The sequence below is a fragment of the Bacillus sp. EKM208B genome, assembly GCF_011800725.1.
GTDB lineage: Bacteria > Bacillota > Bacilli > Bacillales > Bacillaceae > Bacillus > Bacillus velezensis.
Map to the genome: position 1 here is coordinate 297,598 of NZ_JAANHO010000005.1, position 13,957 is coordinate 311,554.

Consider the following 13,957-nt stretch of genomic DNA (forward strand, 5'->3'; position numbering starts at 1 on the left):
TCCCCTTTTAAAAACGTCACGTTGTCACCTGCCAAAACGAGTCTGCAGGTGCAGTGCTTGTCTCTGCTTTTTTCTCATATTTCTTTAAAAGATCCGCAATGTCTGTTTTTTCATTATTTGTTTTTTCCGATTCACTTTCCGTGCTGTTCCAGCCGCCCAAAAGCGGGTAGTGTTTTTTTCTGAATTCCGGCGGCTGAGGCGCCCGGTGATGTTCCCGCTGCCTTTCACCTCTGTATTCTTCAACGAGGATATGAGCATTTGTCCCGCCGTCAGGAAATGAACTCTGAGCTGCGACGCGGGGTTTCTTATCTGAATGCCAATCAACGGGTTCACGATTAAAATGAATACGCGACGCTTCAAAGTCATAATGTTCAAATGGCTCAAGCGCTGATAAGAAAGGCGGAATCCGCTTATGATAGACGCTCAGCACACATCGGATGAAGCCCGCAAGACCTGAAGACAGAAGCAAATGCCCTACATTCGGTTTCACCGATCCGATCCGGCAGGGCAGAAGCGTTTTCCGGTTCAGCTGATAGACATCTGAGAGCGCCTTGATTTCCACCGAATCAACGATTGGGGAACCGCCTCCGTTCACTTCTATATATCCAATGTCTTCGGGCGACTTTTCCGCCATGTCAAGCGCAGTTTGAATGGCGTCTCTCTGCGCTCTTATATTCGGTGAACCGGGACCGAGCGTCCGGCCGTCATTGTTTACCGAGACGGCTTTTATGACGCCGTAAATACGGTCTCCGTCCCGCACCGCATCGCTCAATCGCTTGATAAAAACCGCCCCCGCTCCTTCTCCGAGCACTTCTCCCGCTGATTCACGGTCGAATATATGAAACACGCCGTTCTCATTTAAAATATGGCGTGCTCCGAATAACCGGTGCGCGGACGGAGATAAGAGCAGACTCACCGAACCGACTAAGGCCGCGTCAATCCTTCCGGCCAAAAGGGCGTCTTTTGCAAAGGACAGCCCGATCAGCCCCGAGGAACATGCTGTATCCACGACAAGGCTCGGCCCTGTGACATTCAAAAATCGTGAAATGTTGGCCGCCAAATAGTTTTGCCCCGCCCCCAAAATCGGGTTAGGCGCCTGCAGGATATGTTCCATACCGGCTGAAGGCTGCGCCCTGCCGCCGATGTACACGCCGATTTTCCGGCCCGACAAATCCTTTTGGCCGTACCCGGCATCATAAACGGAATGAACCGCTTCTTCTAATATGATCCGCGCCTGCGGGTCCATAATTGCCGCGTCTTTTTCAGAGATGCCGAAAAAGCCCGCATCAAACATGTCGATATCATCAATCCACCCCGCATAATCCTTTGCATGTGCTGTTGCATGCCAGCGCGTTGCGGGGACAGGCCGGATGGCGGTGTTTCCTTTCATCAGCAGCTCCCAAAAAGCATCCGTTCCGCCCGCCCCCGGAAAACGACAGGACATGCCGACGACGGCAATATCGTCTTCGGTATCCGCTTTCGGCTTCATGGATGTTCTCTCTTCAGCGGCGGCGGTTAAATCAGGCTGGACGTCCCTGTCGTGAACGAAACCATTTTCTTTTGTCACAAAATCGGCTTCATGATGCGCTGCGAAATAGTCAACCATTTCTGTAATCGTTTGATATTGAAGCATTAAGGACGGTGTTAACTTTATGCTGATCCGTTTTTGCAGTGATTGAACCAATTCCGCAAAGAGTATTGAGTCAATCCCGTATTCATCAAACGGCATATCATCTTTTATCTGCTCATCCGTCATTTTCAGTTCTTCGCTGAAGACGGTGCGCACCCATTGACGAATCGTATCCTTCACCTTTTGGTCACCGGCAGTGCTTTTTTTCACGGGAGCTTCAGATTTCTTCGCCCTTAGAAGATCACCAAAATCAGCCTCACTGTCTTCTGGAACACAAGGAATTCCGCAGCTTTGTCCGTTTAAAATGATGTAATCTAAAAACTTCAGTCCGTCTTCGGCAGACAGCCTGGAAAGTCCTGATTTTTGATAAGCAGGTGTTTCCGGCAGGCCTTCAGCCATACCGGTTTCTTTCCAGACGGGCCATTGAACGGCTTTAACAAACACGTTTCCTTTACCTGCCTGATGATTTGCAAAAGAGTCCATAAATGAATTAGCCATCGCGTAGTCACTTTGCCCCGCAGCAAGCGAAGGGATCAGGCCCGAAACGGATGAGAACAAAATAAAAAACGACAGCGGCTCATTCTGAACGGCTTCATAGAGACCGCGAAGCCCTGTTACTTTCGGCGCGCAAACGCTTTCGATTTCAGTTTCGGTTTTGTTATAAAAAGCGGGGTGTTCTCCCATTGCACCCGCGCAATGAAAAACGCCGGTAATCGGTCCCATCGTGTCGCGGATGCTGTCCGTCATGTTCCGGAGCCCCTTTTGATCCGTAAGAGAAACGCTGTAATAACGGATCTCCGCGCCCCGCTCGGCTAACCTCTGCATCCGCTCGGCTTTTTCCGGGAGAATGCCGTCCTTTTTCATGTCTGCCCACTCTGAGGAATCGGGAAGCGGCTCCCGCCCCATGATGACCAGTTTCCTGCATCCGCGTGAAACGGCATGCTCCGCCGCAATTGCGCCGATCCCGCGCGATCCGCCCGTTATTAATAGCACATCATCAGACGAATAGGAAAGCTCAGGCGCCGCCGAAACATTCATACCCTGCTTCAGAAACGGCACATAACGGCGATTCAGCCTGTAGCAGCATTCACTGCCGCTTTTGGCCCGCGGCTGTAAAAATTCAGTCTCAATCTGTCTGCTTAATTCTTCTGTATGCTCAATCTCACAATCGCTATCTATCGTAAAAGAATGAATGTTGGCATACTCAGCGCCCAGCATTCGGTACAGCCCCGCCGTTTTCGCCCCTTGCATCAGAGGTTTACTTTGCTTGAAAGGCTGGAGGCGGTGTGTCACTTGGCTGAACACAGCGCCGCTATGACGGAATGATTCAAGAGCCTGCTGTAAAAAGGCAAGCTTTCCGTGTTCTATCTCTTCCTTCCGTTCATATTCCGCATCATATGCGGTTATGTCGACGACCCCGAGTATCTGTTTGTTTTGAAGAGACTCCCGCACTCTGCCGTAAAGGTTTCGCCCCGATGCGGCGGCGTAATAATCGGCGCCGTCTTTTGCCTGATGGATGAAGCAGACCGTTTCAATATGGCCGTTTCCTTTAAAAAGAGCATCGGCCAATCGGCGCGTCTTATCCGTTGCAAGTATCATTACTGTTCCTGATAACGCTTCAGATTCCGCCGGATCTTGCTGCTTCCAGTCTTTTTGAAGAATGATCTTTTGGTTTTCCGCCGGTTCATCTGTCTGTTTCCGGATATCCGCAGGCACAGGCACCCAATACCGCTCCTTCGCGAACGGATATACAGGAAGGCTGACCCGTTTCGGCTTCTCTCCTTCGTATAACAGGCTCCAGTCAACGGCAGCTCCTTTTGCCCACTCAGTGAGCAATCTGGAATATTGCTTGTTTTTCAGCAGCTCGGCCATTCCACTTGATGAAATATCATCTTGAGCACGTCCGCGGAAACATCCTTCAATTTCTGTTTTCCGTTCAAGCACATCCTTCAGTTTCGCTTGCAGACCGCAAACGGATGTAACGATAAATGCCAGCCGTTCAGGCATCGCTTCTCTGCCAGCTTGAATCGTGTAGGCCAGGTCTTTAAGGTTGACTTCTTTTTCCCGTAAAAAGCGGTCATACCGTTTGACATATTCTAATAGGCGTTCTTCATTTTTTGCCGAAAGCAGAAACAGAACCGGCTCGTCTTCCCGTATACTCACTGATTTCTTTTCAGCCTGCGGCGGCAGATATTCTTCTATGACAAAATGGGCATTGCTCCCGCTGGCGCCAAAAGAACTTAAACCCGCTCTTCTCGGCTGGTCAGAATGTGACGGCCGTTCCCATTCTTCCAGCCGGTCCGCCACATAAAACGGCGTGTCCGGAAATGGAATATGGGGATTCAGCGTGTCCGCGTGCAATGACGGAAAGATTTCTCCATGCTTCAGCTGCAAAAGCACCTTTGTTAATCCGGCGATCCCGGCGGCTCCTTCTAAATGGCCGATATTTGATTTGGCAGAGCCGATGGCGCAAAACCGCTTCTTGTTTGTCCATTTGCGGAATGCGCGGCTCAGCCCTTCAATTTCAATCGGATCACCCAGAGACGTGCCTGTTCCGTGGGCTTCAATATAGCCCAGTGTCTCCGGATCAATGCCGGCACTCTGAAAAGAATCTGTAATGACTTCCGCCTGCGATGCCGGATCAGGCACGGTCAAACCGGATGTTTTTCCGACATGGTTTAAAGCGGAGCCTTTTATGACGCCATATATCGGACAGCCCATTCTTTCCGCTTCTTGAACGGTTGTCAGTAACACCGCGCCGACGCCTTCTCCCGGCACATAACCGTCACCGCCGGCGGCGAAGCTTTTGCAGACGCCTTCTGAAGACAGAAATCCGGCATTCGCCAAAAACGCATATTTATGCGGGTGTGTGACCGCATTCACACCGCCGGCAATGGCGAATTCGCACTCCCCCCTTTTAATGCTTTCACATGCCAAATGTATGGATGTGAGCGAAGAAGAGCACATCGTATCAACAGCCATTGACGGCCCTGTAAAGTTCAGGCAGTGAGACACGATATTCGGAACAGAGGCAGGCGTCACGCCCATAGACAGCGGTGTGCCCCGCTGTGTAATTTCAGCGCCGAACAGCTCATAATGGCTCCAAAACACACCTGCGAATACCCCGACGCGTTTTCTTTTTTGTGAAGATGGCCCGCGCGCCGTTCTGTCCTGATAAAAACCGGCATCTTCACAAGCTTCCCAAGCCGTCTCTAAAAACAGCCGCGCCTGCGGGTCCATCATTTCAGCCTGGCGCGGAGTCAGATTGAAAAACAGCGGGTCAAAGCTGTCTATGCGATCTAAAAATCCTCCGTAACGGTAGAACTGATCTGCTTCATATGAGAAAGAATAACCTTTCCATCTGTCTTTCGGCATTGTTGTAATGCAGTCTTTACCTGAGCGCAGATTTTGGTAAAATTCATCAATGCTTCCCGCCTGCGGGTATCTTCCCGCCAATCCGATTACCGCAATATCATGCTCTTCTGTATGTCTCTCTTGTTTTCGGCTTCTTCTCTTGACAGCTGCGTTGGATAATGAAGATCCGTTCTTGTCTCCCTTTGGACCCAATCGGCCCATGCTTTCAGTTACAGCCGGCTCTTTCCCGTATAAAATAACGGATTGCAGCTTGCCGAGTCGCAGCATATATTCAAGTGAAGCCATCCCTTCCCCGGCCGGTAGCGGGCTGGTGCCTGTTGCATCATTCATGATCTCTTTCATCAGGCTGTCAACCTGCATGCCGCCATCTTCCCAAAGCGGCCAGTTGATCGTCATAGAAGCCCCGTTCCGTTCGCCTTTTTCCGCTTTGCAATCGCGATATTTCATATATTCATCCATAAAAGCGTTCGCCGCGGCATAATCTGTCTGGCCCGCATTTCCGGCCAACGCCGAGAATGAGGAAAAAACGGCGAAAAATTCAAGCGGTTCATGCCGTGAAGCTTCGTCCGCATGAATCAGGCCGCTGATTTTCGGCAGGAACACCTGCTTCAAGTCAGAACTGTCTTTTTGGATGATAAATTGATCTTTTAAAACACCGGCGCAATGAAAAATGCCCGTCAGCCGGCCGAAAGTCTCTGTAATCTGAGCAAATGCCCGCTCTGTTTCGGCTTTGCTGCCGATGTCCGCTTGAACGTAAAGAACTTCTGCTCCCAATGCTTTCAGTCTGCTGATCTTCTCAGACTGTTCCGGCGAACGGCCGATGAGTGCGAGCTTCACCTTTTCTTTTTCTGCAAGATGACGGGCAAGCAGAAATCCAAGACCGCCGAGGCCTCCTGTAATGACATATACGCCGTTTTGTTTCCAAGGAGACTGTGTCTGCCCGTCCAGTTTCTCAATACGTTCGAACAATCTGATCTGCCGCATATTGTCTTTATACCGAATGTCTGTGCAGCCTGCATAAGAGCAGTCTGCTTCTGTTCTAATGATTGCGGCCGTCTCACTTGGCAATCTCTCATTCTTGTCACAGAAGGTGATCACCTGAGTGCGAAGAGCCGGATTTTCCAGATGTGCCGTTTTCAGCATAGCCCCGAGAGCGGAAGACAATGCCGCTCCATTCTCAACGGCGCATACAAGCTGAATCAATGTATGTTCTTTCGGATGGTCTGTCAGTTCCCGTTTGAGCATACGAAATATACGCTCGGCATCTGCTCCAAACTGCTCATCTGCAGCCTCATGCTCCCTTTTCAGTTCTATCACTTCCGCTTCCGGGCAATGTATGCCGAGTTCACCGGTGAGACGGGGTTCTGCATCGGCAGCGATAATGAGATGACGGGTGTGTTTTTGCCCGTTCTGCACCGCCGTTTCCAGCGGATGATCTTTCCAGGCGGGTTCAAAAAACAGAACCTCATCAGCGATGTCAGCATCTGATGTATGCCGTTCTTCGGCCGAATCTTTCAGCACACAGCCCGCTTCATTGATAAGGTAATCCGCAAGGCGGCGGACAGATGAATATTCAAAAAGCAGTGTCGGATAAAACTGCTGCTGAAAAGTCTGCTCTAATATCTTTACAAGCTTCAGCAAATGCGCCGAGTCAAGCCCCATATCATAAAAGCCTTTCCGCACATCAATATCCTGTGCCGGACGATTGATCAGCCTGGCGATTTCCGACTTTATGTAAGTCACCATGTTTTGTTCCGGCGTTTGCTGTTCAGACACGTCTTCTGCGGCCACAGGACTTTCGGGCTCTCCACGGCCGCTTCTGTTCTGCTGAGGCGGCTTCTCTTTGTCTATCAGATGGGTAATCATATTCGCTTGTCTGACCCTTTTTACTGTCAGTTTCTCACATTCGGCCAATACGTTCCCTGCCCTGTCGTAAATCGTGAAGTCGGCCGAATAAACATCAGGTTCGCTGTCTGATACGCCGCTTTCAGTGCGGCTGTTTTTCATAGAATAAGTGTAAATCGTTTTCGGAAACGGCTGATACATGCAAAAACGATTGATCATAAAAGGAATATAAGGTGTGTCATTTTGCTTTTGGGCCGACAATGCAAAGGAAGAGCCGGCAAGGGTGGACGCATCTAAAAAAGCCGGATGCGCCTTAAATTTCTCCCGGAATCCTTCAGCCAAATCACTCAGAGTGAGCTCCATTAATTCTTCTTTATCCTGAAGCTGATAAACGGCCCCTTCATTTTTCATAAACTCGCCATGCTCAATATGGCTTCTTCTTGCAATTCCGTAAATGTCATGCATGTCCCATTTTCGGCTTGCGTTTTTCATGAACGCTTCAATATTCAGTTCTTTTGCCCGGGGCGTGTCTTCTTGCAAATAAAGCTGGCATTCCATATTCTCATCCCGGTTTCCGCCAAGCGGTGTGCCGTTTTTTGCTTTTTCGCTAGTGATCTCAACTTTCCAGCTGTCACATGCCGGCGTAAAGGTGACATACAGGTGTTTATCAAACTCTTCAGATGTTACAACAGGCTGCTTAAAAATGATCTGTCTTAATTCTATAGGCCTTTCACCGAGATACCCGGCGGCGAGCCGATACAGCATATCTATTAAAGTCACGCCCGGGAGGACGCGGATTTGATGAACGCGATGATCCCGGACGATATAATTCGTATGGCTGATTTTCTGCAGGAACGTTTTGACTTGATCGGTGGCAACTGCCAATCTATCACACCTCGCTTATTTCAAACATTGCTTCTGTGCCCGCCTCATTTTCTTCCGCTTCGGACAACTGTGCTTTTTCAGGCCAATACCGCTGTTTTCGGTATACTGTCTGGCCGCCTTTCGGTTCCATGGCCGCTTTTCGCTCTTTCGGTATTCCTTCGTTGCTGACAATGATATGGGCGTTATTCCCGCCCAAACCGAACGCGCTGACCCCGGCCCTGAGTATCTCTTTTTTTCCGTCCCACCGCTTCATCTCAAGCACAGGATAAAGCGGCGAATCATTAAATTGAAAGCGGGGGTTCGGTTTATGGCAATGCAAAGTCGGCGGCAGTTCTTCATTGGCAATCGCCAGCAAAACTTTGATGATTCCCGCCGCGCCCGCCGCACTCAGCAAGTGGCCGATATTGCTTTTGACGCTTCCTACACCGCAAAATTGTTTTTCATCGGAATAAGCAGACAAGACATTGGTTAATCCTTTTAATTCAATCGGGTCGCCGATCAATGTACCGGTTCCGTGCATCTCTACGTATGTCATGGTGTCCGGCTCGATTTCCGCTGATTGAACCGCCTGCTCAATCAAGTCCTGCTGCGCCCGGGGATTCGGCGTCGTCACGCCCATTGTGCTGCCGTCGTTATTAATCGCAGAGCCGTCAATAACGCCGTATATTTTATCTTCGTCTTCTATCGCTTTTTCGAGCGGCTTCAGCATCAGCACACCGCAGCCCTCTCCGATTCCTGTTCCGTCCGCACCGGCATCGAAAGATTTTGAACGGCCGTTTGGCGATAAGATTCTCGCCGCGCTCATTGTGAGAAAAGGTTTTTCATCAAGCAAAATGTCAACCCCGCCCGCAAAGGCCGCTTCCGCTTCTCCATTTTGAATAGCCTGCACGGCCAAATGAATTGCCGTTAGCGAACTGGAGCAGGCCGTATCTACGACCAGGTTGGGCCCTGTAAAGTTATAAATGTGCGCCATGTGTGCGGTAATAAAATTTTGCCCCGCGCCAATAATCGCGTCTTTTTGCAAATATTGAAATTTCTGATGAAACGCACCTGCCCTTGCACCGGCAAAAACGCCGATACGGCGGCCCCAGAGATCCTCTTTTTGATAACCGGCATCGGCCAAAGCTTCCGCGCTCACCTCGAGCCACTGCCTTTGCAGCGGGTCTATCATCGGTGCCAGCGTTTCTGAAATATTAAAATACTCCGGGTCAAATTGATCAATATCGTGAATAAAACCGCCCCATTTACTGATGCTTTTTCCTTCTTGATATTCACCCGGCTGATAGTGTTCCCCGGTGTCCCATCTGTCCGGCGGAACTTCAGTGACGGCATCCGTTCCGCTGCGGAGATTCTTCCAAAATTCTTTTATATCCCCCGCTTTCGGAAAATGGCAGGCCATGCCGATGATCGCAACCTTTCCCCGTTTCCCGGGCTTATCTGCCGTTTTTTTGCTCCGTTTCGGCGTCTTCTGCAAAGGGACCTTCTCCGCGGGAACCGCTGCATCTGCCGAAAAAGCTTCCGGACAATGTGCGGCTAAATAATCCGCAAGCTGTTCAATGGTAGGATGCTCCAGAAGGACAGTCGGATCAATTGAAACGGACGGCAGTTTTTGATCAATCTTTGTCAGTACTTGCGCCAGAAAGATAGAATCCATTCCGTATTCCTGAAAAGGCACATCGATATCCATATGCGTTTCATCGATACTCAGCTCTTTTGCCAAAAGCGACCTCAGCCAAGATTGAATATCAGTCCGGTTATGTTCCCGTTTTTTTGTTTCAGGAGGTTTGGAAGCTGCTTTCATTCCTTTATGAGCGGCTGGCTTGGCGTTTTCCAGCGCTTTGATGTCCCAATCATGTTTCACTTGTGCCGGCAGCACGACAGCTCCGGGTCTTTCTCTTAAAATGTAATCAAGCATCTTGAGACCTTCCGCGTCAGAGTGCCGCAGCAATCCCGTTTGCTCATAAATCCCGCTTTTTATATCCCTGCTCATGCCCGTCTCATCCCATGCCGGCCATTGTATGCTGATGATGCCGCTCTCATTGTTTTCTGCAAAATAGTCCATGTAAGAATTAGCCATCGCATAATCGCTCTGTCCCGCCGCAAGAATCGGGACGGCTGCCGAGACAGATGAAAACAGGACGAAAAATGCCGGCGCACCATCCTTTACACTCTCATACAGACTGTGAAGGCCGTCTGCTTTCGGGGCGAGCACCCGCGCGATACTGTCTTTGGATTTGCGGAGAAAAGCAGGGTTTTCACAGTCCGCAATTCCCGCGCAATGCAGAATGCCTCCGACAGGTCCGAGCGTTGAGGTTACCTCTTTTATAAACCGTCCGACGGCCTGCTTATCCGTCAGATCAACTGCTGAGACGCACACTTTTACGCCTTGTGATTCCAGCTGCCGGATAAGCTGTATTTTTTCCGAAACGACAGGGTCTGTTTGCTCAAGATCCCACTCGGTTTTCGGCGGCAGCTCCTTTCTGCCTGTCAAAAGCAGTTTCTTCACACCATACGCTGAAACGAAATGCTTGGCGCATAAAGCGCCGAGACCGCGCGTTCCTCCGGTTATCATCAGGACGGCGTCTTTTGGAAACACAGTCCGGTCTGTTTGCACGGCTTCAGGTTCAATCTGATCAGTCTGCCGAAGAACATAACTGAAGCGCATACCCTCCCTATAGCAAACAGCAGACTCCGTTAAGTCTGATTCAATTTCTTGTTTAATAAAAGCAGCTGTCTGCTCCAGCGGCTCTTCAGGATCAATATCGGCGTGACAGGTGAGAATATGGCTGTATTCATGCCGCAGCATGCGATAAAGCCCCGCTTTTTCAATACCATGCATAGCGGCCGCCTTATTTTTGAAGGATTCAAGCCCTTTTGTAAGATAAAGCATTTTCAAGTTTTCTTGTCCGCGGCCGTATTCAATCAGCTGCTGCAGCGATGCCACCCAGCTGATGTCCTGACGCTTTTGGCCGGAGCCGCAGCCGGTGAAGTCAATAAACCCGGAATAGACGGCCGCATTCGCATCCTGTAAGAAAGAGATGAGCTGATTTTCCTGCACAATGTCAGCATCATTCAGCTGTTTTTTCACCTCGGCGGCAAGGTCTTTTGTATCTTCAGAGACGATGAGCGCTATTTTGCTGAATGGCTCGGATGAAGACACTGCCTCGCAAGGCTCCCATGTTTTCTGCAATAATACTGTTTTTTGATTCGAAAGCGGCAGCTGCTCCCGTTTCGGCACCCAATAGCGGTCTGCTCTGAACGGATAGGAGGGCAGGCTGATGCGGCGCGGCTTACTGTCCGTATACAGCTGCTCCCAATCTGTGTCAAATCCGTTTGCCCAGAGCCGCAGCACTTTCTTGTATTTCTTTTTCTCAAGCCAGGCGCTGACGAGGTCAGCGGCGTCTTCATCGTCTGAGAACATGGAAATCGTGTTATTCTCGCGTTTTTTACGGCCGCTGATGATATCTTCGCTGTTTTTTCCCAACAGAAACGCGTTCAGTTTTTCAGTCAGTTCCTCTGCGGAGCCTGCAATGATTCCCAGCCTCGCTTCCATCGCATCCCGTCCGGTCTGCAGTGTGTATGCGGCATCTGCAAGATCGATATGGCGGAATGATCCGTTTTGGATAAAATCGCGAAGGAGACGCGCTCTTTCTTTCAGCCGCTCTTCATTTTTAGCCGACAAAACAAAAAGAGATGACGCTTTCTCACGGGTTTCCTGCTGTTCCGTCTCACTTCTGCCCATGTATTCTTCAATAACGATATGCGCATTGACGCCTCCGAAACCGAATGAGCTTACACCCGCCCGGCGGGGCAGGACCCGGCCGTTTTCATCACGCAGCGCTTCCCACTCCTTTGTTTCTGTCACAATGTAAAACGGGCTGTCCTTCAATTTGATATGGGGATTGATGTTCTCGCAATGCAGACTTTTGGCGAGCGTCCGATGTTTCAGCTGCATCAATACTTTGATAACGCCCGCAATGCCTGCCGCGAGCTCCAAATGTCCGATATTTGTCTTCACTGAGCCTATCCCGCAATATCCGCCCGGAGCCCCGTCTGTTTGGAAAGCTTTTTTCAATGCATTGATTTCAATCGGGTCTCCGAGTGCCGTTCCTGTTCCGTGCGCTTCTATATAAGTGATCGTTGACGGGTGAATACCGGCTTTTTGATAAGCGCTTTTCAGCACATCCGTCTGAGCCTGCGGGTTCGGCGCGGTAAGTGACGCTGAGCGTCCGCCGTGATTTTCCGCTGTTCCGCGGATGAGGCCGTAGATGTGATCCCTGTCATGCTCTGCCTCTGAAAGCTTTTTCAAGACAATCATGCCGGCACCTTCTCCTCTGACATAACCGTCAGCCTGATCAGAAAATGTTTTGCAGCGCCCGTCTTCACTGAGCATGCCTGCTTTTTGAAAACCGATATGCCCTTCAGGCGTGACGATCGTGTTGACGCCCCCTGCGACCGCCATATCACAATCTCCCGTTTCAATGGCTTTTACCGCGCGGTGAATGGCGACTAAAGAGCTTGAACAAGCGGTTTCTACCGGCTCGCTCGGCCCGTGGATATCAAGAAAATAACTCATCCGGTTCGGCCCGACGGACGGCACGATTCCGGTCATCGTATACCCCTCGAGAGGAAGACCCGCCTTATTGATTAAGGTTTGATATCCGCTTCCCAATGTGCCGGTGAAAATGCCGGTTTTTGTTCCGGCAATCCGTTTTGCTGAGTACCCCGCGTCTTCAATGGCTTTCCACACATACATCATTAATAGACGCTGCTGAGGATCCATCATTTCAGCTTCTTTCGGAGATATCCCGAAAAACAGCGGGTCAAACCCGGCGATTCCATCTATAAAACCGCCCCATTTAATTGACGTTTTATTTGCATCCGCTGCCGGATCGCCGTAATATTCGCGCCAATCCCAGCGATCTCGGGGAATTTCTGTGATGCAATGCTCCCCTTTTTGTAAACGTGTCCAGAATTCATCTATGTCTTTCGCCTGCGGAAAAATACCGCTGATTCCGATAATGGCTATCGGTTCGGTTTTTTCTTCTGATTTTCCTTTTACGGACACGGGCGTTTCCCGCTTGACATGAACGGCCGCCGGAGCTTCAGCTTTTCTTATTCCGGCTTTTGGAGCGGTTTTTAAACTCTCTCTTTCTAAGCCGCTGAATGCTTCTTTCCATTCAGATATCAAATGGCCGCTCAGTTTGCGCAATGTTGGAAATTCAAAGAAGATAGTCGGGCTGAGCTCAAGCTGATAAGACCGATTTAATAGATTTGTAAATTCAGTGAAAATGATCGAATCAAATCCGTATTCCGTCAGTTCGCTGTCAGCCTCAATATCTTTCATGCTTACCTTTAAAAGATCTGATACATGCCGCTTTAGTTTCTCTTGAACCTGATCTTTCAGATCTCTTGCATCTGCCACTGCCGGAGCTTTTCCGGCGGCGCTTTGTTCTTCGCCCAGATCGAAAATATGGCTGCGAATCCGTTTTTCGTCGCCTTCTGCCACCATGACCTGGTGTTCTCCGGAGGCAAAAGCGGCGTAAAGCGCTTGGATGCCTGATGCCGATCGCATGGCTTTCATTCCGGTCTGTTCGTACATCAGCCGTTCGGTCTCTTTGTCCACGCGCATACCGCCCTCTTCCCAAAGCGGCCAGTTGACGGACAGGGTCTGCCCGCTCCGCTTGTTGTCCCGCACGAGACGGTTTCGGCGGGCTGCATAAACATCCATAAATGCGTTGGCTGCCGCATAACCGGCCTGTCCCGGATTTCCCATGCCTCCCGCCAAGGAAGAAAACAGGATGAAAAAGTCCAGCCGCACATCTTTCGCTGCTTCATCAAGATTGATAAGCCCTTTCACTTTCGGCGCCATGACGGCCTTCCGTTCGTTTTCTGTCTGGTTCAGAATGTAATTGTCAGCGATCACGCCGGCGCCGTGAATAATCCCGTCGAGTGTTCCATGCTCCTCCTGTATGCCGCGGACGAGGGCGATGACCGCCGCCCTGTCTGTCACATCTACCGGTTGATACAGTACGCGGGTCGCTGCCAAGCGCCGTAAGCGGGCGGAGCGCTCTTCATCAAGCGCTTCCGCCCTCCCCGTTAAAACGAGGACGGCGTTTTTGACGCGGGAGGCTATTTCTTCAGAGAAAATCAGTCCGATGCCGCCCGCTCCCCCGGTGAGGAGGTAGACCCCTTCGTCTTTCCACGGAACGGTACCGCTTT

At 50.4% G+C, this 13,957-nt stretch carries 2 protein-coding genes; both read right to left on the bottom strand.

Annotated elements, in window-relative coordinates:
- Positions 1-16: 16 nt before the first annotated feature.
- Positions 17-7,735 carry a type I polyketide synthase gene (locus tag G9F75_RS11940; RefSeq protein ID WP_167409117.1) on the bottom strand — a complete coding sequence of 2,573 codons (7,719 nt, stop codon included), beginning with the start codon at positions 7,733-7,735 and terminating at the stop codon, positions 17-19.
- Between the two features lie 4 nt (positions 7,736-7,739).
- Positions 7,740-13,957: SDR family NAD(P)-dependent oxidoreductase (locus tag G9F75_RS11945; RefSeq protein ID WP_167409118.1), on the bottom strand; the 6,218-nt coding region annotated here is incomplete at its 5' end.